General features: G+C 73.5%; 24 protein-coding genes. 9 read left to right on the forward strand and 15 right to left on the reverse strand.

Going from position 1 to position 24,072, the window contains the following annotated elements; genetic code table 11:
- Window positions 1-11 precede the first annotated feature (11 nt).
- Window positions 12-1,283 (reverse strand): phosphoribosylamine--glycine ligase, encoded by a 1,272-nt coding sequence (purD, locus tag A6V29_RS07420; RefSeq protein ID WP_137159709.1) that lies wholly within the window; start codon window positions 1,281-1,283, stop codon window positions 12-14.
- A gap of 206 nt (window positions 1,284-1,489) precedes the next feature.
- On the opposite strand from purD, the gene A6V29_RS07425 reads away from it, so the two are divergent.
- Window positions 1,490-2,554, forward strand: a complete 1,065-nt coding sequence (locus A6V29_RS07425; RefSeq protein ID WP_137159710.1) for a glycerophosphodiester phosphodiesterase family protein — start codon at window positions 1,490-1,492, stop codon at window positions 2,552-2,554.
- On the opposite strand, the gene rsgA is transcribed toward A6V29_RS07425, so the two are convergent.
- Both rsgA and A6V29_RS07435 read right to left on the reverse strand, forming a co-directional pair.
- On the reverse strand, window positions 2,514-3,539 hold the full coding sequence (gene rsgA, locus A6V29_RS07430) for a ribosome small subunit-dependent GTPase A (protein WP_137159711.1): 1,026 nt from the start codon (window positions 3,537-3,539) through the stop codon (window positions 2,514-2,516). The two genes, A6V29_RS07425 and rsgA, sit on opposite strands and share 41 nt — an antisense overlap.
- A 43-nt stretch (window positions 3,540-3,582) precedes the next feature.
- On the reverse strand, window positions 3,583-4,872 hold the full coding sequence (locus tag A6V29_RS07435) for an adenylosuccinate synthase (protein ID WP_137159712.1): 1,290 nt from the start codon (window positions 4,870-4,872) through the stop codon (window positions 3,583-3,585).
- Window positions 4,873-4,944: 72 nt separating this feature from the next.
- Here A6V29_RS07435 and A6V29_RS07440 point away from each other — a divergent pair, with 72 nt between their 5' ends.
- From A6V29_RS07440 to A6V29_RS07450, 3 genes are all read left to right on the forward strand, one after another.
- Window positions 4,945-5,559, forward strand: a complete 615-nt coding sequence (locus A6V29_RS07440) for a hypothetical protein (RefSeq protein WP_137159713.1) — start codon at window positions 4,945-4,947, stop codon at window positions 5,557-5,559.
- Between the two features lie 238 nt (window positions 5,560-5,797).
- Window positions 5,798-6,757 (forward strand): ABC transporter permease, encoded by a 960-nt coding sequence (locus tag A6V29_RS07445; RefSeq protein ID WP_249933089.1) that lies wholly within the window; start codon window positions 5,798-5,800, stop codon window positions 6,755-6,757.
- Window positions 6,754-7,575, forward strand: a complete 822-nt coding sequence (locus A6V29_RS07450) for an ATP-binding cassette domain-containing protein (RefSeq protein WP_137159714.1) — start codon at window positions 6,754-6,756, stop codon at window positions 7,573-7,575. The genes A6V29_RS07445 and A6V29_RS07450 overlap by 4 nt, the downstream gene beginning before the upstream one ends.
- An 88-nt stretch (window positions 7,576-7,663) precedes the next feature.
- On the opposite strand, the gene A6V29_RS20700 is transcribed toward A6V29_RS07450, so the two are convergent.
- The 4 genes from A6V29_RS20700 to A6V29_RS07465 all read right to left on the reverse strand — a co-directional run bounded on the left by A6V29_RS20700 (window position 7,664) and on the right by A6V29_RS07465 (window position 10,904).
- Window positions 7,664-7,807: a GPGG-motif small membrane protein gene (locus A6V29_RS20700; RefSeq protein WP_170977739.1), complete on the reverse strand. Its 144-nt coding sequence runs from the start codon at window positions 7,805-7,807 to the stop codon at window positions 7,664-7,666.
- 181 nt (window positions 7,808-7,988) lie between these two features.
- Window positions 7,989-8,411, reverse strand: coding sequence for a DUF3151 domain-containing protein (locus tag A6V29_RS07455; protein ID WP_137159715.1), 423 nt, complete (start codon window positions 8,409-8,411; stop codon window positions 7,989-7,991).
- Window positions 8,412-8,413: 2 nt separating this feature from the next.
- Complete coding sequence (fbaA, locus tag A6V29_RS07460; protein ID WP_137159716.1) at window positions 8,414-9,448, reverse strand: class II fructose-bisphosphate aldolase; 1,035 nt, start codon at window positions 9,446-9,448, stop codon at window positions 8,414-8,416.
- The gene (locus tag A6V29_RS07465) at window positions 9,429-10,904 is read right to left on the reverse strand and encodes an FAD-dependent oxidoreductase (protein ID WP_249933090.1); all 1,476 of its coding nucleotides are present in this window, start codon (window positions 10,902-10,904) and stop codon (window positions 9,429-9,431) included. Before A6V29_RS07465 ends, fbaA begins: the two co-directional genes overlap by 20 nt.
- A gap of 176 nt (window positions 10,905-11,080) precedes the next feature.
- On the opposite strand from A6V29_RS07465, the gene A6V29_RS07470 reads away from it, so the two are divergent.
- Window positions 11,081-11,551: an NUDIX domain-containing protein gene (locus A6V29_RS07470; RefSeq protein WP_249933096.1), complete on the forward strand. Its 471-nt coding sequence runs from the start codon at window positions 11,081-11,083 to the stop codon at window positions 11,549-11,551.
- Here the strand turns inward: A6V29_RS07470 and A6V29_RS07475 are convergent.
- Both A6V29_RS07475 and pyrE read right to left on the reverse strand, forming a co-directional pair.
- Window positions 11,538-12,965: an FAD-binding oxidoreductase gene (locus A6V29_RS07475; protein WP_137159718.1), complete on the reverse strand. Its 1,428-nt coding sequence runs from the start codon at window positions 12,963-12,965 to the stop codon at window positions 11,538-11,540. The two genes, A6V29_RS07470 and A6V29_RS07475, sit on opposite strands and share 14 nt — an antisense overlap.
- A 122-nt stretch (window positions 12,966-13,087) precedes the next feature.
- Window positions 13,088-13,645: an orotate phosphoribosyltransferase gene (pyrE, locus tag A6V29_RS07480; protein ID WP_212719108.1), complete on the reverse strand. Its 558-nt coding sequence runs from the start codon at window positions 13,643-13,645 to the stop codon at window positions 13,088-13,090.
- Between the two features lie 109 nt (window positions 13,646-13,754).
- Here pyrE and A6V29_RS07485 point away from each other — a divergent pair, with 109 nt between their 5' ends.
- Window positions 13,755-14,141 carry a TspO/MBR family protein gene (locus A6V29_RS07485; RefSeq protein ID WP_212719117.1) on the forward strand — a complete coding sequence of 129 codons (387 nt, stop codon included), beginning with the start codon at window positions 13,755-13,757 and terminating at the stop codon, window positions 14,139-14,141.
- Between the two features lie 93 nt (window positions 14,142-14,234).
- On the opposite strand, the gene A6V29_RS07490 is transcribed toward A6V29_RS07485, so the two are convergent.
- Both A6V29_RS07490 and A6V29_RS07495 read right to left on the reverse strand, forming a co-directional pair.
- On the reverse strand, window positions 14,235-14,894 hold the full coding sequence (locus tag A6V29_RS07490) for a fasciclin domain-containing protein (protein ID WP_137159719.1): 660 nt from the start codon (window positions 14,892-14,894) through the stop codon (window positions 14,235-14,237).
- An 86-nt stretch (window positions 14,895-14,980) separates the two neighbouring features.
- Window positions 14,981-16,657 carry a molybdopterin-dependent oxidoreductase gene (locus A6V29_RS07495; protein WP_137159720.1) on the reverse strand — a complete coding sequence of 559 codons (1,677 nt, stop codon included), beginning with the start codon at window positions 16,655-16,657 and terminating at the stop codon, window positions 14,981-14,983.
- Window positions 16,658-16,769: 112 nt separating this feature from the next.
- Here A6V29_RS07495 and A6V29_RS07500 point away from each other — a divergent pair, with 112 nt between their 5' ends.
- Window positions 16,770-17,231, forward strand: a complete 462-nt coding sequence (locus A6V29_RS07500) for a hypothetical protein (protein ID WP_137159721.1) — start codon at window positions 16,770-16,772, stop codon at window positions 17,229-17,231.
- A 13-nt stretch (window positions 17,232-17,244) separates the two neighbouring features.
- Here the strand turns inward: A6V29_RS07500 and A6V29_RS07505 are convergent, their stop codons facing one another.
- On the reverse strand, window positions 17,245-17,934 hold the full coding sequence (locus tag A6V29_RS07505) for a hypothetical protein (protein ID WP_137159722.1): 690 nt from the start codon (window positions 17,932-17,934) through the stop codon (window positions 17,245-17,247).
- 83 nt (window positions 17,935-18,017) lie between these two features.
- Complete coding sequence (gene clpB, locus A6V29_RS07510) at window positions 18,018-20,609, reverse strand: ATP-dependent chaperone ClpB (RefSeq protein ID WP_137159723.1); 2,592 nt, start codon at window positions 20,607-20,609, stop codon at window positions 18,018-18,020.
- 206 nt (window positions 20,610-20,815) lie between these two features.
- Here clpB and A6V29_RS07515 point away from each other — a divergent pair, with 206 nt between their 5' ends.
- Complete coding sequence (locus A6V29_RS07515; protein ID WP_137159724.1) at window positions 20,816-21,271, forward strand: MarR family winged helix-turn-helix transcriptional regulator; 456 nt, start codon at window positions 20,816-20,818, stop codon at window positions 21,269-21,271.
- A 93-nt stretch (window positions 21,272-21,364) separates the two neighbouring features.
- Window positions 21,365-21,808 (forward strand): OsmC family peroxiredoxin, encoded by a 444-nt coding sequence (locus tag A6V29_RS07520; protein WP_137159725.1) that lies wholly within the window; start codon window positions 21,365-21,367, stop codon window positions 21,806-21,808.
- Window positions 21,809-21,847: 39 nt separating this feature from the next.
- Here the strand turns inward: A6V29_RS07520 and A6V29_RS07525 are convergent, their stop codons facing one another.
- Together A6V29_RS07525 and A6V29_RS07530 are read right to left on the reverse strand one after the other, a co-directional pair.
- Window positions 21,848-23,476, reverse strand: coding sequence for an MFS transporter (locus A6V29_RS07525; protein WP_249933091.1), 1,629 nt, complete (start codon window positions 23,474-23,476; stop codon window positions 21,848-21,850).
- A 47-nt stretch (window positions 23,477-23,523) separates the two neighbouring features.
- On the reverse strand, window positions 23,524-24,000 hold the full coding sequence (locus A6V29_RS07530; protein WP_137159726.1) for a MarR family winged helix-turn-helix transcriptional regulator: 477 nt from the start codon (window positions 23,998-24,000) through the stop codon (window positions 23,524-23,526).
- Window positions 24,001-24,072: the final 72 nt, after the last annotated feature.

Raw genomic sequence — 24,072 nt, forward strand, 5'->3', positions numbered from 1 at the left:
CCGCAGGCCGGTCAGCCCGGGAGGATCCGCCCCTCGACGGCGGCCAGCGCGATGTCGGTCCGCCAGTGGCACCCCTCCAGCCGGACGGCGGCGACCCGCTCGTAGGCGGCCTGGCGGGCGGCGGCCAGGTCGGGCCCGACCGCGGTCACCGCGAGCACCCGTCCCCCGGCGCAGACGACCGTGCCGTCGTCGCCGAGCGCCGTCCCGGCGTGCAGGACCCCCTCGCCGTCGGCGCCGGTCACGAGGTCGCCGGTGCGGGGCGCCTCCGGGTACCCGTGCGCCGCGACGACGACGGTGACCGCCGCACCCGGCCGCCATTCCAGCGGCGGGTGGTCGGCCAGCGTGCCGGTGGCCGCGGCGTGCAGCAGCCCGGCGAGCGGCGTCTCCAGCAGGGGCAGCACGACCTCGGTCTCGGGATCGCCGAAGCGGGCGTTGAACTCGACCACCCGCACGCCGCGCGAGGTGAGCGCCAGCCCGGCGTACAGCAGCCCGCTGAACGGCTCGCCGCGGCGGGCCATCTCGTCGACGGTGGGCTGCAGGACGGTCGCCAGCACCTCGTCGACCAGCCCGGCGGGCGCCCACGGCAGCGGCGCGTAGGCGCCCATGCCGCCGGTGTTCGGTCCGCCGTCGCCGTCGTCCCGGCGCTTGAAGTCCTGCGCGGGGATCAGCGGCAGCACCGTCGTCCCGTCGGTGACGGCGAACAGCGAGACCTCCGGGCCGTCCAGGTACTCCTCGACGAGGACCGCTCCGCCGGCGTCCAGGACCGCCCGCCCGTGGGCCACCGCGGCGTCGCGGTCCGGCGTCACCAGCACGCCCTTGCCGGCGGCCAGGCCGTCGTCCTTGACGACGTAGGGCGCCCCGCCGGTGAGCGCGGCCACCTCGTCGAGCGCCGTCTCCAGTTCGGCCGGACCGCCGACCGGCCACGCCCGCGCCGTGGGCACGCCCGCGGCCTCCATGACGTGCTTGGCGAAGGCCTTGCTGCCCTCGAGCTGCGCCGCCTGGGCCGAGGGGCCGAAGCAGGCGATGCCGGCGTCCCGGACGGCGTCGGCGGCGCCGGCCACCAAGGGCACCTCGGGGCCGACGACGACCAGGTCGGCCCGCCAGGCCCGGGCCAGGCCCGCGATCGCGTCCGGGTCGCGGACGTCGAGCGGGAAGGACTCCGCGAGCGTCCGCGTGCCGGCGTTCCCCGGCGCGCACGCCAGCGCCGACACGGCGGGGTCGGAGGTCAGAGCCACGCACAGGGCGTGCTCCCGGGCACCGGAGCCGATCACGAGCACGCGCACGTGGCGGAAATCTACCGGCGAGACCAGCGGGACGGGCGGGAGAACTTGGATCCGGCGCGACACGGCCGGCAACCAGATCTCAACCATGTGAGCTGGCTCACTAGGGGCGTGCGCCGTGCCTGGTCAACGCCGAGTGCATCGGACCGTGCGCAACACGTTCGCTCCAGTTCACCGCCTGGCCACCCGATTGAGGTGTTGTGGGATCCATGCGCGCGACCGAGTCGCTGGCCATGCCGCCCGTGACCCGCCTTCCCCGTCCTGCCGTCATCGGGCACCGCGGTGCCCCCGCCTACCGTCCCGAGCACACGGCGGCCAGCTTCGAGCTGGCGATCGACCAGGGCGCCGACCTCATCGAGCCCGACGTCGTCGTCACCCGCGACGGCGTCCTCGTCGTCCGGCACGAGAGCGACCTGTCGCTGTCGACCGACGTCGCCGAGCGCGCCGAGTTCGCCGACCGCCGCACCACGCGGCTGGTCCGGGGCGAGCAGGTGACCAGCTGGTTCACCGAGGACTTCGCCCTCGACGAGCTGCGCACGCTGCGCTCCGTCGAGCGGATGCCCGAGCTGCGGCCGCTGAACACCGCCTACGACGGGCAGTACGGGATCCTCACCCTCGCCGAGGTCATCGAGCTGGCCCGCCGCCGCTCCACCCCCGAGCACCACGTCCAGGTGCTCGTGGAGCTCAAGAACGTCGTCTGGCCGAGCGGTTCCGGGCCGACCCTCGCGGCGCTGGCCGCCGACGAGCTGCGGAGGCTCGGCGTCGCACACGCGGCCGGCCCGGTGATCGTGCAGTCGTTCGACACCGCGCTGCTCCGGGAGCTCCGCGATCGGCTGGGCGAGCACGGGCCGCGGCTGGTCCAGCTCGTCAGCGACTTCGAGCACGGCGACCGGATGGTCACCCGGGCGGGGCTGCGCGAGATCTCCACCTACGCCCAGGGCATCGGCCCGGGCCGGAAGCGGATCCTGGCCGCCGCCGCCTCCGACGGCAGCTGCCCGCTCGTCGTCGAGGCCCACCGGGCCGCGCTGTCGGTGTTCTGCTGGACGCTGCGCGCGGAGAACGCCTTCCTGCCCGCGCACCTCCGCAACGGCGACGAGGCCGGCGGGGCCGGCGACGTCGTGGCCCACGCGCAGGAGCTGCTCGACCTGGGCCTCGACGGCATCATCACCGACTCCCCCGACCAGGTCGTGACGGCGCTGCGGAGCCGGCTGCCCGTGCCCGCGGCCGACCGGCTCACCGCGGCCGCTTCGGCTGCTCACGCAGGGCGCGGCTGAACGACCGGAGCCGGGCCTTCTCCTGCGCCCGCAGGCGGGCGTCCACGCGGAGCCGCTGGTGGTGCGCCTCGGCCTGCAGCTTGCGCCAGCCCAAGAACCGGGCGGGGTCGAGCCGCCCGTCGTCGATGGCGGCGGCCACCGCGCACCCCGGCTCGGAGCGGTGCCCGCAGTCGCGGAACCGGCAGTGCTCGGCCAGCTCGGCGATGTCGCCGTAGATCGTCGCCACCCCGGCCGCGTCCTCGTAGAGCGCCAGCTCCCGCATGCCCGGGGTGTCGACCAGCAGCGCTCCGCCGGGCAGCAGGTGGAGCTCGCGAGCGGTGGTGGTGTGCCGGCCACGGCCGTCCGCGCGGATGCCGCGGCTGCTCGCCACCGGCCCACCGGCCAGGGCGTTGAGCAGGCTGGACTTGCCGACGCCGGAGGGGCCCACCATCGCCGCGGTCCGGGCGGGCGGGAGCAGCGCGCGCACCGCGTCGAGCCCCTCTCCCGTGAGCGCGCTCACCGGCACGGTGTCCACGCCGAGGGCGTCCTCCCGCACCGACTCGACCGCGGCGGCGACGTCGTCGCACAGGTCGGCCTTGGTGAGCACGACGACCGGCGTCGCCCCGCTGTTCCATGCCACGGCCAGGTACCGCTCGACCCGGCGCGCACGGGGATCGGCGGTCAGCGCGTCGACGACGAACACCAGGTCGAGGTTCGCCGCGACCACCTGCGCCGACGAGGTGCGCCCCGCCGCCGTCCGGACGAACGCGCTGGTCCGGGGCAGCAGGGCCACGGCGAGCTCGCCGCGCAGCGCCACCCAGTCGCCCACCGCCGGCCCGGTCGGCTCGTCGGCGTAGAGGGCCTGGGCGGGGATTGCGTGGGTCTCGCCGGCGCCGCCGAGGACCGTCAGCCGGCCGCGGTCGACGCGGGCCACCCGGGCGGGCGTGCACCCGGCGGGGAGCTGGCCGTCCCGGGCCGCCGTCCAGCCCAGCGCGAGGAGATCCACGCCGGGAATGGTGGCGCGCGACGGCCGCGCCGTCGCGCGATTTTCAGCCGAGCAGGTCGTGGATGACGACGTTCTCGTCACGCCCGGGGCCGACCCCGATGACGCTGATCCGGGCGCCGGAGAGCTCCTCGAGCCGGCGCACGTAGGCCTGGGCGTTCGCCGGCAGCTCGTCGAAGGTGCGGCAGTGCCGGATGTCCTCGAACCAGCCCGGCATCTCCTCGTAGATCGGCGTCGCGTGGTGGAAGTCGGTCTGCGTCATCGGCATCTCGTCGTGCCGCACGCCGTCGATCTCGTAGGCCACGCAGATCGGCACGGTCTCCAGGCCGGACAGGACGTCGAGCTTGGTGAGGAAGTAGTCGGTGATCCCGTTGACCCGGCTGGCGTACCGGGCGATCACCGCGTCGAACCAGCCGCAGCGGCGGTCGCGGCCGGTGGTCACGCCGACCTCGCCGCCCTGCTTGCGCAGGTACTCGCCCCACTGGTCGAACAGCTCGGTGGGGAAGGGGCCGGACCCGACGCGGGTCGTGTACGCCTTGAGGATGCCGACCACCCGCTCGATCCGGGTGGGCCCGACGCCGCCGCCGACGGCCGCACCGCCGGCGGTCGGGTTCGACGAGGTCACGAACGGATAGGTGCCGTGGTCGACGTCGAGCAGCGTGCCCTGCGAGCCCTCCAGCAGCACCCACTCGCCGGCGTCGAGCGCCTTGCCCAGCAGCAGCCGGGTGTCGGCGATCCGGTGCTTGAGCTGCTCGGCGTACCCGGCGTACTCCTCGACGACCTCGTCGACGTCGATCGCCTTGCGGTTGTAGACCTTGACCAGGATCTGGTTCTTCTCCTGCAGGGTGCCCTCGAGCTTCTGCCGCAGGATCGACAGGTCCAGCAGGTCCTGCACGCGGATGCCGGTGCGGGCGACCTTGTCGCCGTAGGCCGGGCCGATGCCGCGGCCCGTGGTGCCGATCTTGCGCTTGCCCAGGAACCGCTCGGTGACGCGGTCGAGGGCCCGGTGGTGCGGCATGATCAGGTGCGCGTCGGAGGAGATGGTGAGCCGCGAAGTGTCCACCCCACGCTCCTCCAGGCCCGCCAGCTCGCGGATCAGCACCTCGGGGTCGATGACGACGCCGTTGCCGATCACCGGCGTGCAGCCCGGCGTGAGGATGCCCGACGGGATCAGGTGCAGCGCGTACTTCTCGCCGTCCGGCGTGATCACCGTGTGACCGGCGTTGTTGCCGCCCTGGTAGCGAACGACGTAGGGGACGCGCCCACCGAGCAGATCGGTGGCCTTGCCCTTGCCCTCGTCGCCCCACTGGGCGCCGATCAGCACGACTGCCGGCATCGGGAGTGGTTCTCCTTGGTCGGGTGCACGCCGGCCGGTGGTGCCGGCCGGTCCGGATGGCAGGGTATCCGCATGGCCTCGGTCGAGCTGGATCTGCGGCGGCTGGCGGCCGGCGAGGCGCCGCGGGCCGCCGTCGTCGCCGACGCCGCCGACGCCTCGTCGGTGCTCGTGCGCGGCCCCGTCGCCGGGCTGTCGGCGGTGCTCGCCGTGCTGCACAAGGCGGGCCGGACGGCGGAGGTGCCGGTGTCCTGGGAGCCGGGCGGCGACAAGGACTCCACCGGCCTGGCCCGCGACCTGGGCATCGGCGAGGGCCGCCCGCGGGAGCTGACCCTGGTCCGCGACGACCACGGCGGGGTGCTGCTGCACCACGGCCGGATCGAGGCCGACGGCGACGGCCGCCGCTCGCTGAGCCGTCGCCTCGGCCTGCAGGCCTACCACGACGACATCCGCGTGGCCCACGGGGAGATCACCCGCATCGACGTGCGCCCGGACTGGACGGCGGTGGACACGATCGGGGTGACGGTGATGGTCCAGCCGCTGCGGCCGACCCGCCGCACGAGCGGCCGGGCACTCCAGGTGGCCTGCGACCCCGCGCGTGTCATCCGCGACGGGGTGCGCTTCCCGCGGCCCGTGCACCGGTGGACCTGGTACGCCGACGACCGGGTCCGCTGGCTGCTGCATCCCTAGACGGGCCCCCTCGCCCCCTCACACCTCGCTCCGCTCGCTGCGGGGCCCTGCAAGGGGGCCACCGGGGTCGGGCAGACTGGGTCACCCGACCTCAGGAGAACACGCTGCCGTCGTCCCACCGCCCCACCGGAGCGCGCCGGTGATGGTCGACCGCCTGCCCGGGACGAGGCGGCCCGCGACACCCCCTCCCGGAACCACCTGGGGGCGGTGGATCCTCGCGCGGCCGAGCCTCCCGGCCGTGCTCACCCTCGTCCTCCTGCTGGGCTTCTTCGCGCTGCAGGCCCCCGATCTGCTGTCCAGCGCCGGGATCGCCGGCGTGCTCGAGGTGGCCGCGATGCTCGGCATCGGCGGCGTCGCCGTGGCCCTGCTCCTGGTGGCCGGCCAGTTCGACCTCTCCGTGGGGATGCTCGCCCTGGCGTCGTCCGCGACCACCGCGCTGCTCGTCGACCAGGCCGGCTGGGGGATCTGGCCCGCGCTGGCCGCCTCGCTCGCCGGCGCGCTGCTCGTGGGCCTGGTCAACGGCGTGCTGGTGGTCAACACCGGCCTGCCCAGCTTCCTCGTGACGCTCGCGACGGTGCTCATCCTGCAGGGGACCACGCTGGTGGTGCTGCAGAACCTGGCCGGCTCCGCCCGGATCGGGGGGCTCGAGGACGCATCGGGATGGGCGTCGGCGACCACGGTGTTCGACTCGACGGCCCGCGTCGGCGACGGGGAGTTCCGGGTCTCGCTGCTGTGGTGGCTGGGGGTCACCGCCGTCGCCACCTGGGCGCTGTGGCGGACCAAGTTCGGCAACGCCGTCTTCGCCACCGGAGGCGCCCGAACCGCGGCCCGAGAGCTGGGGGTGCCCGTGCGACGGACCACCGTGGGCCTGTTCTGCCTCAGCGCGACGGCCGGCTGGCTCATCGGCACGCTCGGGCTGGTCCGGTTCGGCGGGATCGAGGCGAACGGCGAGGGGCTGATCATCGGCATCGAGTTCGTCGTGGTCGCCGTCCTGGGCGGCAGCCTGCTCGTCGGGGGGTACGGCTCGGCCTTCGGCGCGGCCGTCGGCGCGCTGCTGTACGGCGTCCTGCGGGAAGGCATCGATCGGGCCGGCTGGGACCCGCCCTGGTTCCAGGCGCTGCTCGGTGTGCTGCTGCTGGTCGCGGTGCTGGCCAACGGCGTGGTGGCCAGCCGGCTCAGGGGGGTGCCCCGCTCGTGAGCACCGATCTCCCCGCGGCCGACCCACCGTCCGGCCTCGAACTGCGCGGCGTCACCGTCCGCCACGGCAGCGTGCCGGCGCTGTCCCGGGTGAGCGCGACGTTCCCGGGCGGGCAGATCTCCTGCGTGCTGGGCGAGAACGGCTCGGGGAAGTCGACGCTCGTGTCGTTGCTGTCGGGGCTGGTGCGGCACGACGACGGCGAGCTGCTCGTCGGCGGCAGCGCGATGCGCTTCCGCTCCCCGCGCCAGGCACGCGCTGCCGGCATCGCGACGGTGTGGGAGGACCTCGCCGTGGCCCCGCTGCTCTCCGTCTGGCGGAACTTCTTCCTCGGCGCCGAACCCACCCGCGGGCGGTGGCCGGCCCGCCGGCTGGATCTCGACACCGCCCGCGAGGTCACGGCCCGCGCGATGGCCCGGGTCGGCGTCACCGCCCTGGACCCGGACCAGCCGGCCAGCCGACTGCAGGCCGGCGAGCGGCAGAGCCTCGCCGTGGCCCGCGCCCTGCACTTCGGCGCCCGGGCACTGGTGATCGACGAGCCGACGACGGCGGTGACCGTCGCCCGGCAGACGATGTTCGGGCAGGCCATCCTCGCCGCCCGGGCGCAGGGGCTGGCGGTCGTCGTCGTCACCAACAACCCGCGCTACGCCCACCTGATCGGCGACCGCTTCCTGCTGCTGGCCAACGGCCAGGTGGCCGGCAACCTGACGCGCGAGGACGTCGATGCCGACATGCTGACGGCGCTGATGGCCGGCGGGGACCAGCTCAGCGTGCTCACCGAGACGCTGACGGCACTGCACCCCGAGCTCGGCGAGCGCTGACGCACGCGAGAGACCCTCCTCCCCGTGGGGAAGAGGGCCTCTCGCGGGTCCTGGCCCCGCGCCGGTCCTGCCGGATCGCGGGGCCGGATCAGGTGAAGACGTTCACCCCGCCCGGGCCGACCAGCAGCCCGACGACGATGAGGACGATGCCCCAGAGCAGTTCCTTGCGGATGATGGCGAGGACGCCTGCCACCACGAGGACGACGGCGAGAATCCAGAGCACGAGCTCCATGCGATGTCTCCGTTCGTGCGGGCGCCGTGGGGCGGCGCCGGGCACGGAGAGTAGTGACCATCACGATCAACTACGAAACGTCGAGCACCTTTTCGCAGGTCAGAGCGCCGTCAGCACTCCGGACTATCTGTGACCCACCGTAACGCTTCCTGCTCCCTGCTCGTCCGCGGACGAGCAGGGATCAGGGGGCGAGGGTAGGGTCGCTGTCGCGCAGCAGCTGGATGCACCGCTCGTGCTCGTCCTGCTCGCCGATGGCCTCGGCGGCCTTCGCCAGGACGATGACGCAGCGCAGGAAGCCGCGGTTCGGCTCGTGCGACCACGGCACCGGGCCGAAGCCCTTCCAGCCGTTGCGGCGCAGCGCGTCCAGTCCGCGGTGGTAGCCGGTGCGGGCGTAGGCGTAGGCCTCGATCGTGTCGCGGAGCTGCCGCTCGGTCCGGCCCAGCGCCTCCTCCGCCAGCGCCGCCCACGCCGCGCTGACGGTGGGGTGGCGGGAGGCCACCTCGGCCGCCGGGGTGCCCTCGGCCAGCTCGGCGTCGGCCTCCGGGTTCGCCGGCAGCAGGGTCGGGTCGGGCTCGCCGAGCAGGTTCCCGTGGGAGTGGCTCATCGTCAGGCGCCCTGCGACTGGCCGGCGGACAGCAGGTCCTCGCAGGCCTCGACGACGCGGGCGGCCATCCCGGCCTCCGCGGCCTTGAGGTAGCTGCGCGGGTCGTAGGTCTTCTTGTTGCCGACCTCGCCGTCGATCTTGAGCACGCCGTCGTAGTTGGTGAACATGTGCCCGGCCACCGGGCGGGTGAAGGCGTACTGGGTGTCGGTGTCCACGTTCATCTTGATGACGCCGTAGGAGATCGCCTCCCGGATGTCGGACTCCGACGAGCCCGAGCCGCCGTGGAACACCAGGTTGAACGGCTTGGCGTCCGCGTCCAGGCCGAACTCCGCGGCGACGACGGCCTGGCCCTCCTTGAGGATCTCCGGGCGCAGCTTGACGTTGCCGGGCTTGTAGACACCGTGCACGTTGCCGAAGGTCGCGGCCAGCAGGTAGACGCCCCGCTCGCCCAGGCCGAGCTTCTTGGCGGTGGCGACGAAGTCACCGGGTGCGGTGTAGAGCTTCTCGTTGATCTCGTGGGCGACGCCGTCCTCCTCGCCCCCGACGACGCCGATCTCCACCTCGAGCACCAGCTTGGCCGCCGCGGACTTCTCCATGAGCTCCTCGGCGATGTCCAGGTTCTCGCCGAGCTCGATGGCCGAGCCGTCCCACATGTGCGACTGGAACAGCGGCTCCTGCCCGGCGTTCACCCGGTCCTGGGAGAGCGCGATCAGCGGGCGGACGTAGCCGTCGAGCTTGTCCTTCGGGCAGTGGTCGGTGTGCAGCGCGACGTTGACCGGGTACTTCTCGGCGACGACGTGCGCGAACTCGGCCAGCGCCACCGCACCGGCCACCATGTCCTTCACCCGGGTGCCCGAGCCGAACTCGGCACCGCCGGTGGAGAACTGGATGATGCCGTCGCTGCCCGCGTCGGCGAAGCCGCGCAGGGCGGCGTTGATCGTCTCCGACGACGTGCAGTTGATCGCCGGATAGGCGAAACCGCCCTCCTTGGCCCGGCGGATCATGTCGGCGTAGACCTCAGGGGTCGCGATGGGCATGCTCGGCACTCCTCGGGAGAACGTGTACGGCGCTGTACCTGATGATCAGTATCCCGCCGGGGGCTCCTCCGGGTGAGTCGGGGCGGGTCGCGAGCCCCGAGTCAGCCGGTCTCGATCCGGCTGACCACGCGGGCCGCCACCGCCACCGGGTCGTAGGTCGGTGAGAACGGCGGGGCGTAGGAGAGGTCGGAGGCGGCCAGTTCCTCGGCGGTGAGCCCCGCCCAGATGGCGGTGGCGAAGACGTCGATCCGCTTGCCGCTGCCGGGCCCGCCCACGATCTGGGCGCCGAGCAGCAGCCCGGACCCCCCCCCTCGGTGATCACCTTGACCGCGATCGGCTCGGCACCGGGGTAGTAGCCGGCCCGCGTCGTCGCCTCGATCACCTCGCTGCGGTGGTCGTAGCCGGCCTTCTCGGCCTCGGTCGTGCACAGCCCGGTGCGCGCGATCTCCAGGTCGCCGACCTTCGTCGCCGCCGTCCCCAGGACGCCGGCGAAGCGGGCCGGCCGCCCGCCGATGATCGATCCGGCCACCCGGCCCTGCTTGTTCGCGTGCGTGCCGAGCGCCACGTGGGCGGCCTCGCCGGTGATCCGGTGGAAGGTCTGCGCGCAGTCGCCCGCGGCGAAGACCTCCGGGTGCGAGCGGCTGCGCTGGGTGTGCGCGACGTCGATCCCGCCGGTGGTGCCGATCTGCAGACCGGCCTCCTCGGCCAGCGTCGCCTCGGGGCCCATGCCCAGCCCCAGGACGACGAGGTCGGCGTCGTAGCTGCCCGCGTCCGTGCGCACAGCGCGGATCGCGCCGTCGGCGTCGACCTCGATCTCGCGCACCGGCTGGTTCGGCTGCACGTCGATGCCCATGTCACCCATGGCCTTGCAGATCCGCTCGCCCATGTCGTCGTCGAGCTGGCCCATCGGCAGCGGATCGGCGAGGACGACGGTCACCGACAGCCCGCGGCCGAGCAGCACCTCGGCCATCTCCAGGCCGATGTAGCCGCCGCCCAGGACCACCGCGCGCTTCGCCCCGGCTGCGATGGCGGCGCGGATGTCGGCGCCGTCGGCGAGCCGGTGCACCCCGTGGACGCCGTCGGCGTCCAGTCCCGGCACCGGCGGGCGGGTCGGGCGGCCTCCGGTGGCGACGACCAGGTGGTCGTACCCGTACCGGCGGCCGTCGGAGGCGCTGACCTCCCCCGCCGCCAGGTCGATCTCCTCGGCGCGGGCGTGCGTGCGGATGACGATGCCGTCGGCCTCGAACTGCGCGACGGTTCGGGCCAGGAGGGCGTCGCGGTCGGTCACCTGCCCGCCGATCCAGTACGGGATGCCGCAGGCGGAGTAGGAGACCTCCGGGCCCTGCTCGAGGACCACGATCTCCAGGTCTCCTGCGGGGCGCAGCCGGCGCGCCTGGGCGGCAGCGGAGAGGCCCGCCGCGTCCCCGCCGATGACGACCAGCCGATCGGTGCTCACGGGGCCACCCTGTCATCCGGCGCCACGGATCTGCAGCTCAGCGTGGCTCCGGAAGCCGCCGCGCAGCACCCGGAGCCGCCGCACACGGCGGCTCTCGCGTCGACGAGGTGGCTTCGGCGCGATGGTCCTAGGGTTCGCCGCATGTCCGGCGTCTTCGGGGAACGCGCGTGAAGCGGATGACGGCGATGGCTCCGTGGCATCCGGACTGCTACCAGCGGGCGGTCGGGTTCGTCACCGATCCGGCCGGGCGGCTGCTCGTCTTCGACCACCTCGACGTGGACGCGGGCACGCAGGTGCCGGCCGGTGGCATCCACGTAGGAGAGTCCGCGGAGGACGCCGTCGTCCGCGAGGTCGCGGAGGAGTCCGGGCTCGAGCGGGTCGTCGTCGTCCGCAAGCTCGGGGAGGCGTGGAACCGGTCGGAGACCGGGAACATGCCCGCCGGGCTCGAGGAGCACGTCCTGCACGCCTTCCACCTCCGGTTGGTGGACCCGCCGGCCGAGGAGCGGTGGGAGTGGGAGGAGCGCTCGGGTGGCGACGTCGTCGAACACCGCTTCGCGTTCCGCTGGGTGCCCCTCGACGAGGCGGCGCGGGTGCTGTGGCCGGCGCAGGCCATGTGGCTGAACGCGGTCCGGCTCAGCTGCCGGTGAGCTCGGAGACCGCCGCCAGGTCGCGCACGGACGCCCGGCGGAAGACCTTGCCGGGGTTGAGCAGCCCCTGCGGGTCGAGGGCGTCCTTGATCGCCCGGTGCACGTCCAGGGACACCGGTCCGATCTCGCGCTCCAGCCAGTCGACCTTGATGGAGCCGACGCCGTGCTCGCCGGTGATCGTGCCGCCCATGGCCAGGCCGAGTTCCAGGATGTCGTCGAACGCCGCGTAGGCGCGCTCCCGCTCGTCCGGATTCTCCGCGTCGAACGAGATGCACGGGTGCATGTTGCCGTCGCCCGCGTGCCCGGTGACGCCGATGACGACGGCCCGCTCGCGCGCGATCGCATCGCAGCCGTCGAGGAACTCCGCGATGCGCGAGCGCGGGACCGCGACGTCGTCGACGAGCATGCCGCTGCGCAGCGCGGCCAGCGCCGGCAGCGCCACCCGGCGGGCCTGGAGCAGCAGGTCGCCCTCGGCCGCGTCGTCGGTGCTGTGCACGAAGTCCGCCCCCGCCTCGCGGCAGATCTGGGTCAGGGCCTCGATCTCGGCCGCGGCGGCCTCGCCTCCGGCGTCGGACTGCGCGACCAGCAGTGAGTGGGCGCCTCGGTCGAGCTCTGCATTGAGCAGCTCGTCGGCGGCACAGATGCAGGTGTTGTCCATGACCTCCAGCAGGCTCGGGATCAGCCCCGACGTCACCACCCGCTCGACCACCTGCCCGGTCTGCGCCGTCGTCGCGAAGGAGGCGGCGAGGGTGACCGGGCGCTGCGGGGCGGGGCGCAGGGCGAGGGTCGCCTCGGTGATGACGCCGAGCGTGCCCTCCGACCCGACGAACAGCCGGGCCAGGTCGTAGCCGGCGACACCCTTGACAGTGCGCCGTCCGGTGCGCAGCACGCGCCCGTCGGCGAGGACTACCTCGAGACCCAGCACGTAGTCGGTGGTGACGCCGTACTTCACGCAGCACAGGCCGCCGGAGTTCGTGGAGAGGTTGCCGCCGATGGTGCACCAGTCATAGCTGGACGGGTCCGGCGGATAGAAGAGGCCGTGGCCGGCGACGACGTCGCGCAGCGTCTTGTTGACCACGCCTGGCTGGACGACGGCGAGCCGGTCCTCCGGAGACACCTCGAGGACGGCGTCCATGCGGGTCATGACCAGGGTGATCGCGCCGTCGATCGCGTTGGACGCGCCCGCCAGGCCGGAGCCGGCACCGCGCGGCACGACCGGGACCCCGTGGCGGGAGGCCACCTGCATCACCGCGACGACCTCGGCGGTGTTCCGCGGGAGCACGACGGCGGCCGGGGTGCCCGCGGGCGCCATCATCGCGGCGTCCCGGGCGTAGCCGGCGGTGACGTCCGGGTCGGTGAGGACGCCGTCCGCACCGAGCGCGGCCTGCAGGTCGGCGAGCCAGGCAGTGGTCACCGTCACACCGTACGACGCCTGCCCCATGATGATCAGCCAACCTGATCGTCAGGCGTCCTCCCTCGCGGTCGACCACGAGGGAAGACGCCGGATGACCAGGTCACCTGATCGTCACGGCGCTCTCAGGCGAGCCCGAGGTCGGCGAGTTCGTAGGCGGCGCGGTACTCGAAGCCGGCCGCCTGCACCGCCGCACGCGCACCCCTGTCGACGATCACCGCCACCGCGATGACCTCCGCGCCCGCCTCCTGCAGCGCCTCCGCCGCGGTGAGCGGGCTGCCACCGGTGGTCGAGACGTCTTCGACGACCAGGACGGCGCGACCGGCGACGTCGGGGCCCTCGATCCGCCGCTGCAGGCCGTGCGCCTTGCCCGCCTTGCGCACCACGCAGGCGTCGAGGAAGCCCTCGCCCCCGGCGGCGGCGTGCAGCATCGCGGTGGCCACCGGGTCGGCGCCCAGGGTGAGCCCACCGACGACGTCGTAGCGCAGGTCACCGGTCAGCTGTCGCATCACGCGGCCGACCAGCGGCGCACCCTCGTGGTGCAGCGTCAGCCGCCGCATGTCGATGTACCAGTCAGCTTCGCGCCCGGAAGACAGCGTCACCTTCCCGTGGACGACGGCGAGGTCGACGATCAGCTCGAGCAGCCGGTCGCGGTCGGGCAGTGCTGCGGGGGCGTTCTGCATGCGGACGACCCTAGCCAGGGTCAGGATCGGTGCATGTCCGCAGCGCGCACCCGCCTGACCGCCTTCGCCGGACCGCTCGCCGCCGCCGTCCTCGGGGGCGCGGCCACCGATCCGGACAGCGCCGTTCACGGGGCTCGACAAGCCGTCCTGGTACCCACCACCGCAGACGTTCGGCATCGTCTGGACCGGGCTCTACGCGGGCCTCGGCTGGGCGGCCGGTGAGGTGCGGGCCTCGGCCGGGCAGGGGCGCCGCCGCTCGTTCGACCGCGCGTACCGGTTGAACCTGGCGCTCAACGCCGCGTGGACGCCGGTGTTCTTCCGCGCCCGCCGGCCCTGGCTCGCCGCCGCCGAGAGCGCGGCCCTCACGATCTCGACCGTCGACCTGGCCAGGCGGGCCGCCCGGGTCCGGCCGGCGACCGCCGTCGCGCTGGTGCCCTACGCCGCCTGGACGGCGTTCGCCACGGCCTTGACGGTCTCCATCGCCCGGCGCAACTGATCCCGACGGACCGGGGCCGCCGTCCGACCGGATCCGGACGGGCGGGGCCGCCGTCCGACCGGAGCCGGACGGCGGCCGGACGGCGGCCGGAGCTCACATCCCGGCGGGCTTGAGCACCTGGTCGAGGACGTAGACGGTGGCGTTGGCGGTCTGCACGTTCCCGCAGATCACCGAGGCCTCCATGCCGACGACGGTGCCGTCCATGGCGATGCTGAACTCCTCACCGGAGCCCTCGATGGTGACCTCGTCGCCGTTGAGCGTCTCGTGCGTGCCGGCCAGCTCGTCCGGGCCCAGGCGGCCCGGGATCACGTGGTGGGTGAGCACCGCGGTCAGCATGTCGGTGTCGGCCAGCAGCGCGCTGAGTGCGTCCTCCGGCACCGCCTCGAAGGCCGGGTTGGCCGGCGCCAGGACGGTGATGTCGTCGGTGGTGTTCAGGGTGTCACCGAGCCCGGCGGCGGTCACGGCCTGCACCAGCGTGGACAGCAACGGGTTGTTGCTGGCGGCCGTCGCGACCGGGTCGTCGGCCATGCCCTGGACGCTGCCCTCGCCCTCCGTGGGTACCTGGGCGCACGCCGGGCCGAAGGGCTCGTCGGAGGCCATCGGCATGGCCTCCTCCGACGCCTCGCTGGAGCTGGTGGCGGCGCTGGTGCTCTCGGACGAGGCGTCGTCGTCGGAGCCGCAGGCGCTCAGCGTGATCGCGAGGGTGGAGGCAGCGGTCACGAGGAGGCTGCGGGTGAGCAGGTTGCGCTTCACGGTGGTGCTCCTGTCCTGTCCGTGCGACGACGTCGTCGCAGTCGGGTGGTGCGCCGGCCCGCGGGAGCGGGCCGGAGTTCGGGAGGTCAGCCGGCGAGCACCTGGATGGAGTGCCAGCCGCTGGCGCCGTCCGGGAAGGGCGAGGCGCGGGTCTCGGTCTGCACCTCGCCGTCGGCGCCGGTGGCGCGGACCGTGATCGAGTGCCGGCCGGGTGCGAAGTCGTAGGGCAGCACCCACTGGCGCCACAGGTCGGCGTCGACCTGCGGGGACAGCTCGGCCTCGACCCACTCCTCCTCGTCGACCCGCACCTCGACCCGCGCGATCCCCCGGGTCTGCGCCCAGGCGACGCCGGCGATCGCGTGGCGGCCGGCCGGGATCTCGCGGAGCGGCTTAGGGGTGTCGATCCGGGAGGCGATCTTGATCGGCCCCTCGGCCGCCCACTCGCGCTCGGTCCAGTAGGCGTCGACGGCGGCGAAGGTGGTGGCCTCGATGCGGACCAGCCACTTGCAGGCCGACACGTAGCCGTAGAGGCCGGGGATGAGCATCCGCACCGGGAAGCCGTGCACGACCGGGAGCGGCTCGCCGTTCATGCCGAAGGCGAGCATCGCGTCCTCGACCTCGAGGACCTGGCGGGTGGGCGCACCGATCGTCATGCCGTCCACCGACCGGCAGAGCAACTGGTCGCTGCCGGAGCGGAGGCCGTTCTCCCGGAGCAGGGTGACCAGCGGGACGCCCATCCACCGGGCGGTCCCGGCGAGGACGCCGCCCACCTCGTTCGACACGCAGGTGAGGGTGATGTCGCGCTCGATGACGTCGTCGCGCTCGAAGAGGTCGTCGAGCGTGTACGTGCGCGGGGTGTCGAACATCCCCGTCAGCTCGAGCCGGTAGTCCGCCGGCCGGATCCGCGGGGCGACGAGGGCGGTGTCCACCCGGTAGAAGTCGCCGTTCCTGGTGAACAGCGGGGTGAGACCGTCGATCCGACCGGAGAGGTCGGCTCCGGGCGGCAGCGGGGCGGCGGGGGAGGCGGGCGTGGGCAACCGCAGTCCGGCCCGCACACCGGCGACGTCGAAGCGCCGCTGCAGCAGCCGGCCTCCGCCGCCGGTGGCCGCGGCGACGCCGAGCGCGATCCCGCCGGTGAGGAAGAAGCGCCGCCGGTCCAGCCCCGCGCCCTTGCGGTCACCGGAGCCGAGCACCTGGCGCAGCCGGTCGAGGAGCTGTCCGTCCGCGTCGTCGTCGGTGGTGCGCGCCCCGGTCGACCGCTCCCTCGCCGCCCTCCCGGCGCTGGACAGCGGGGCGAGCAGCGCCAGGAGCGTGACGATCCCCGCGAGCGCCCCGACCAGGGAGGGCAGCGCGTCGAGCGGCTCGCCGGCGGGCCGGGTGAGCGCCGCGAGCACACCGACGGCGCCGAAGACGGCGACACCGAGGACCCCGAGCCGGCGGCTGCGCAGCCCGACCACACCGACCAGCAGCGCGTACAGCGCGATGACCACCAGCGTCCCGGCGATCAGCGCGATCTTGTCGTTCTCGCCGAAGGTGCGGATGGCGAAGGACTTGACCGGCTCGGGCGTGAGCGTGATCGCGGCGTCGCCGACCGCGATGACGGGCGAGGAGGCGGGGCCCACGAGCCCCGCGACCAGCTCCGCCACCCCGAGGGCGACGGCCGCGGCCAGCAGGCCGGCCAGAGCGGCCAACCCGCGGCGCTCGACCGCACGACCGGTCCCGGGAGGCGGGGCAGCCGACGGTGCCCGCTCGGAGGTCGTCACACAGGGTCTTCGGCCTCGACCGTCGATCCGGATTCACCCGGAGGACGATTTTCTGGGGCGCAACCGGTCGCGGCCCCGGCGGACGCCGGCGGTCGCCTGTCAGGCTGGCGGGGTGACCACCCCCGCCGCCGGTTCCCCGTCCGCGCCGTCGATGCCGACCTCGGTCCGCGTCGGCGTCATCGCGATGTCGGTGCTCGCCGCCCTGCTGCTGCTGAACTCGATCCTGCTCTGGCTGGGATTCGACGCCGCCGTCGACCGCATCGTCGAGGACGTCGACGACATCACCCGGGACGAAGCCCGGACGTTCGTGATCCTGGCGCTGGTGCCCTACCTCGTGCTCGGCCTCCTGCTGGCGGCCGCGGCGGCCTTCCTGTCCCGCCGGCAGCCCTGGGCCCGCTGGGCCGGCGTCGTCGCCACCGCCCTGCTGACGGCGCTCACCCTGGTCAACATGGTGGCCGCGGGCGGGATCACCGTGGCGTCGCTGCTGCTGCTGGTTCTCTCGGTCGCGGCGCTGACCAGCCTGCTGGCCCGCACCACGCGCGAGTGGGTGCCGGGCGGCCGACCGGCCGGCTGAGCGAGCGGACCGGTCAGCGCAGCTGGCCGGTGGTCCGCGCCCAGCTCATGTAGCGGTACCAGTCGTTGCTCGGCTTGAGGGCCAGCAGCACGATGCCGGCCACCAGCGCCAGCAGCTGGAAGCCGCTCAGGGCGGCGAGGAAGTCGGTGCCGCCCGCGGTGTCGCCGCCGAGGGTGCTCAGCCCGGCGACCACGTTCAGGCCGCCCAGCACCCACAGCACGATCCGCGCCCAGTTCCGCCCCTTCCACGCCCACCAGATGAACAGGGCGTGCAGGACGACGAGGACCAGCCCGATGACCGCGCCCACGAAGATCGCGGTGCGCAGGACCTCCTCGGTGATGTCCGGGTCGCTGGTGCTGCGCGCCGCCTCCCGGACCAGCTCGTCGAGATCGGCGAAGGACACGAGCGACACGACCAGGCCGAGCACGAAGTTCACGACGAACGCGCCGATGCCGGCGCGGACCGTGAGCGGCTGCTCCGGCGAACCGGCGGGCGGCTGGCCGTACCCGGCCGGAACGGGCGCGGCGTAGGGGTTCGGCGACGCCCCCCAGCCCTGCGGGGGTGGGCCGCCGTAGCCGCCCGGGGGCGGTCCCCAGCCCTGCGGTGGCGCGGGCGGCGCGTTCCAGTCCTGCGGCGGCGGTGGCGGACCGCTCCGGCCGCCGCCGTCGGGCTCGCCGTCGTGGCCGCCCTGCCCTGCCGTCATGCCAGCCTCCCGGTACCGGTTGACGACGATCATGGACGAAACCGTCCGGCGGGACCACCGGCCCCGCCGGACGGACGTCCCTCTCAGGCGCGGGTGACGCTGAGCCCGGTGTCGCCGTCGGCGACGTCGGCCGGCCAGTCGACCACGACCTCGTCGCCGTCGCGGATCTCACCGGCCAGCAACGCCTTGGCCAGCTGGTCGCCGATCGCCGACTGCACCAGCCGGCGCAGCGGACGGGCGCCGTACACCGGGTCGAACCCGTTGAGCGCCAGCCACTCGCGCGCGGCGTCGGTGACCCGCAGCGTGAGCCGGCGGGCGGCGAGGCGCCGGGCGAGGACGTCGACCTGGATGTCCACGATCCCGGCCAGCTCCTCGGTGCCCAGGGCGCGGAAGACGACGACGTCGTCCAGCCGGTTGAGGAACTCCGGCTTGAAGTGCGTCCGGACGACCTCCATCACCGCCGTCCGCCGCTGCTCCTCCGGGATCGACTGGTCGGCGATGAGCTGGGAGCCGAGGTTGGACGTGAGGATCAGGATCGTGTTCCGGAAGTCCACGGTCCGGCCCTGGCCGTCGGTGAGCCGGCCGTCGTCGAGCACCTGCAGCAGGGTGTCGAAGACGTCGGGGTGGGCCTTCTCCACCTCGTCCAGCAGCACCACCGTGTAGGGACGACGGCGCACCGCCTCGGTGAGCTGGCCGCCGGCCTCGTACCCGACGTAGCCGGGGGGAGCACCGACCAGGCGGGCGACGGAGTGCTTCTCCGAGTACTCGCTCATGTCGACGCGGACCATCGCCCGCTCGTCGTCGAAGAGGAACTCCGCCAGAGCCTTGGCCAGCTCGGTCTTGCCGACGCCGGTGGGCCCGAGGAACAGGAACGAACCGGTCGGGCGGTCGGGGTCCGCGACGCCCGATCGAGCACGGCGCACGGCGTCGGAGACCGCGCGGACGGCGTCCGGCTGGCCGACGACGCGGGTCGTGAGCTCGTCCTCCATGCGGAGCAGCTTCTGGGTCTCGCCCTCGAGCAGGCGGCCGGCCGGGATCCCGGTCCAGGCCTGGACGACCTCGGCGATGTCGTCGGGGCCGACCTCCTCCTTGAGCATGGAAGCTTCTGCCTCGACCGACTCCTCGGCCTCGGCCAGCGACTTCTCCAGCTGGGGCAGCCGGCCGTACCGCAGCTCGGCGACCCGGGCGAGGTCGCCGTCGCGCTCGGCCCGCTCGGCCTCCTGGCGCAGCCGCTCCAGCTCCTCCTTGATCGCCTGGATGCGGCCGATGGCGCTCTTGTCCTGCTGCCAGCGCGCCGTGAGCTCGGCCAGCTCCTGGCGCTTGTCGGCCAGGTCCGCGCGCAGGGTGGCCAACCGGTCGAGGGAGGACGGGTCGTCCTCCTTGGCCAGCGCCATCTCCTCGATCTCCAGCCGGCGGACGGCGCGCTCGACCTCGTCGACCTCCACCGGCCGGCTGTCGATCTCCATGCGCAGCCGGCTGGCGGCCTCGTCGACGAGGTCGATGGCCTTGTCCGGCAGGAACCGCGCCGTGACGTACCGGTCCGACAAGGTGGCGGCCGCGACGATCGCGGTGTCGGTGATGCGGACACCGTGGTGGACCTCGTAGCGCTCCTTGAGCCCGCGGAGGATGCCGATGGTGTCCTCGACGCTCGGTTCGCCCACCAGCACCTGCTGGAAGCGCCGCTCCAGCGCGGCGTCCTTCTCGATGTGCTCGCGGTACTCGTCTAGCGTGGTGGCCCCGACCATGCGGAGCTCGCCGCGGGCGAGCATCGGCTTGATCATGTTGCCGGCGTCCATCGCGGACTCGCCGGTCGCGCCCGCGCCGACGATCGTGTGCAGCTCGTCGATGAAGGTGACGATCTCGCCTTCGGCGTCGGTGATCTCCTGCAGGACGGCCTTCAGCCGCTCCTCGAACTCGCCGCGGTACTTGGCGCCCGCCACCATCGCGCCGAGGTCGAGCGCCATGAGCCGCTTGCCCTTGAGGCTCTCGGGCACGTCGCCGGCGACGATCCGCTGCGCGAGGCCCTCGACGATCGCGGTCTTGCCGACGCCGGGCTCGCCGATGAGCACCGGGTTGTTCTTGGTGCGGCGGGACAGCACCTGCACCACGCGGCGGATCTCGGTGTCCCGGCCGATGACCGGGTCGATCTTGCCCTCGCGGGCGCGCTCGGTGAGGTCGACGGCGTACTTCTCCAGGGCCTGGAAGGTGCCCTCGGGGTCGGGGGTGGTCACCTTGCGGGTGCCGCGGACGGTGCGGAAGGCCGCGAGCAACGCGTCCCGGGTCGCCCCTGCGGCGGTGAGCACCGCGGCCGCCTCGCCGTCGGACCCGGCCAGCCCGACGAGCAGGTGCTCGGTGGAGATGTACTCGTCACCGAGCGCGCTCGCCTGCTCCCCGGCGTCGTTCATGACGCGCAGGAACTCGCGGGACGGCGAGGGAGCGGGGACGGTGGCGCCGCTGACGCTGGGTAGGCGGCGGACCGCCGCCTCGGCCTTGCTGCGCACGTCGGCGGCATCGGCGCCGACCGCCTTGAGCAGCGGCGCGGCGATGCCGTCGTCCTGCTCGAGCAGCGCGGCCAGGAGGTGCAGCGGCTCGAGAGCGGCCTGGCCACGGGCGACCGCGAGCCGCTGCGCGGCGGCGATCGCCTCCTGCGAACGGGTGGTGAGCTTGCTCTGCATCGTCGCGGCGTCCGTCCTCTCGTGTGGGTGCGCAGGTCGCTGGACCGATCGACCATGCGGGATCGAGTGGTGCAACGAGCGAGGAGTTGAGTCTGTTCCGCTCAACCTCCCTGAGTCCAGCCGTCGCATCCGTCCGGCCTCGCCAGAGCTACACCGCGAGCGTGCGAGGGGTGAGAGGACGGGGTCCTGGTGCCTAGACTCGCGCCATGTCCGCCCTGCCGGCGCCGAGCGTGGCGCTCGACGACCAGCTGTGCTTCGCGCTCTACGCCGCCTCGCGCGCCGTGACGGCCCGCTACCGGCCCCTGCTCGACGCGATCGGACTGACCTATCCGCAGTACCTGGTCATGATGCTGCTCTGGGAAGAGGACCACCAGACCGTCGGGCAGCTCGGTTCCCGCCTGTCGCTGGACAGCGGCACGCTCTCCCCGTTGCTCAAGCGGCTCACCGCCGCCGGCCTGGTGACCCGGCACCGCCGGGTGGAGGACGAGCGCTCGGTGTCCGTCGCGCTGACCGACGCCGGCCGGGCTCTCGAGCAGAAGGCGTACCGCGTCTCCGAGCAGATGATCGGCGCCGTCGGGTTCGACACCGACGAGATCGTCGACCTCCGGCGCCGGCTGAAGACGCTGGTCGACCGGGTGAACGGCGGCGAGGCGGTCTGCTGAGGACGGTTGCCCGCACCCGGGCGGGGTAGGGCGGCAGCGCCACTGCCCGCGGGAGCAGACCAGCCGCTCCCGCCCGTCCGGAGGAGACAACCGATGGCCACTCGCACCGCCCGCACGTCCTGGAAGGGCACCCTGCAGGAGGGCTCGGGCACGACTGAGCTCGCCAGCTCCGGGCTGGGCACGTTCGACGTCTCCTGGCCCAAGCGGACCTCCGACGCCGCCGACGGCAGCACCAGCCCCGAGGAGCTGATCGCCGCGGCGCACGCCTCGTGCTTCGCGATGGCCTTCTCCGGCGGGATCGCCAAGGCCGGAGGGACGCCGCAGAGCCTCGAGGTGACCGCCGACGTCGGCTTCGGCCCGGACAAGGAGCGCGGCGGCTTCCACATCACCGGGATCACGCTGACCGTCCGGGGTCGCGTCGACGGCATGGACGCGGCCGCGTTCGAGCAGGCGGCGCAGGAGGCCAAGGCCGGCTGCCCGGTGAGCAAGGCGCTCACCGGCACCGAGATCACCCTCGACGCCGCGCTGGAGAGCTGAGTCGCACGTCCTGCGTACCGGATCTCGTCCCGCGGCAGCTCATCCCGCGGCGCGACGCTCCGCCGGCACCGACGTCGTCTCGGTCCGGAGCCGCTCGTCACCGCTCTGGGTGCTCAGCGCGATCTCGCGGATGAAGTAGATCGCCACCACCGCGACGACCGCGATCACCGCGGAGATCAGGAAGATCCGCCCGGTCGCATCGCCGTAGGCCGCCCGGATGAGCTCCTGGATGACGGGCGGCGCGTCGGCCAGGTTCTCGAGACCGACGTCGCCGGAGCCGGCCGCCTGGGCGGCCGGCTCCGGCAGCGCCCGCAGGTCCGCCCGGATCAGGTCACCCACGCGGGCCGACAGCACCGCGCCCAGCACCGAGACGCCGACGGTGCCGCCGAGGCTCCGGAAGAACGCCACCGCCGAACTCGCCGCCCCCAGGTCGCGAGCCGCCACCGTGTTCTGCACGGCGAGCACGAGGTTCTGCATCGTCATGCCGATGCCGACGCCCAGCAGGAACAGGAAGCAGCAGAGCAGCACGATGTTCGTCCGGTGGTCGACCATCGACAGCAGCCCGAACGCGACCGCGGTCAGGACGGATCCGGCGGTGAGGAAGTGCTTCCAGCGGCCGGTGCGGGTGATCAGGAGGCCCGATCCGGTCGAGGAGAGCAGCATGCCCCCGACCATCGGGACGGCGAGCAGCCCGGCCGCCGTCGGCGAGTAGCCGCGCGAGATCTGCAGGTACTGGCCGAGGAAGACGGTGGACCCGAACATCGCGACACCGATGGCGACGCTCGCCGCGATCGCGAGCGTCGTCGTGCGGTCGCGGAACAGACGCAGCGGGACGATCGGCTCCTTGGCCTTCGTCTCGGTCACCACGAAGGCGACGATGGCGAGCACGCCACCGCCGACGAGCAGCGCCGTCTCGGTGGAGGCCCAGGCGAAGCTGCCCCCGGCCAGGGTGACCCAGATGAGCAGCGCGGAGACCCCGGCGGTCAGGAACGCCGCACCCAGGTAGTCGATGTGCACCTCGCGCTTGGTCACCGGCAGGTTGAGGGTGCGCTGCAGCAGGATCAGGGCGATGGCGGCGAACGGGACGCCCACGTAGAAGCACCAGCGCCAGCCGAGCCAGCTGGTGTCCACCAACAGGCCACCGATCAGCGGCCCGCCGACCGTCGCGGTCGCGAACACGCTGCCGAACAGGCCGGAGTAGCGACCGCGCTCCCGCGGACTGATCATCGCGGCCATCGCGATCTGCACGAGCGCCTGCAGCCCGCCGAGCCCCAGGCCCTGCAGCACGCGCCAGGCGATCAGCGTCTCGACCGACTGCGCCAGCCCCGCCAGCATCGACCCGACGATGAACACGATGATCGAGAGCTGGAGGAGCAGCTTCTTGCTGAACAAGTCGGAGAGCTTGCCCCAGATGGGGGTCGAGGCGGTCGAGGACAGCAGGGTGGCCGTGACGACCCACGTGTAGTGCCCCTGCGATCCGCGGAGCTCGGTGATGATCGTGGGTAGGGCGTTCGAGACGACGGTCGAGGACAGGAACGCCACGAACATCGCGAGCATCATCCCGGACAGCGCCGACAGGATCTGCCGCTGCGTCATCCGTCCCTGCTGCTCGACGGGGGCCTGGACGGCGGTGCCCTGGGGACCGGGCCGGTCGACGGTGCGGGTCACTGATCTCCTGGAAGGCGAGGGGGCGGTCTCGGCTGCGCGGAACCGCGTCACCGGGCGGCCTGCGCAGGCGCGGTGGGCAACACGGACGCGCCGACGTCGTCGGCCAGCCGGTCGATCAGGTCGATGAGCCGGCGGGCGTCGTCCTCGTCCCAGCCGGACAGCGCGCCCAGCGCCCAGTCGGCGCGCACCGCGCGCGCCCCGGCCAGCGCCTGCTCCCCGCGCGGGGTGAGGAAGAAGAGGCTGGCCCGGCCGTCGCGGGGGTCGGGCCGGCGGTCCACGTACCCGGACCGCTCGAGCGCGGCGAGCTGACGGCTGGCCACGGAGACGTCGATCCCGGCGCGGGACGCGAGCGCGCTGCACCGCTGCTCGCCGTCCTGCTCGAGCGGCAGTAGGAGCGCCCAGCCGTAGGAGGGCAGCTCCCCGTGGAGCTGCGCGGCCGCGCGCATGCTGACCTGCCGGCCGGTGCGGACGAGGTGGGCGATGCTGGCCGTCAGCCGGTCCCGGGTGTCGGGGCTGATGGGCATGGGCGGATTCCTGACGTCGAGATGCGTGCAGAGAGCAACCATACTCGTTTGGTTGCGGTCTGCAACGTTTTG

This window comes from Blastococcus sp. CCUG 61487, from assembly GCF_005222955.1.
Lineage (GTDB): Bacteria > Actinomycetota > Actinomycetes > Mycobacteriales > Geodermatophilaceae > Blastococcus.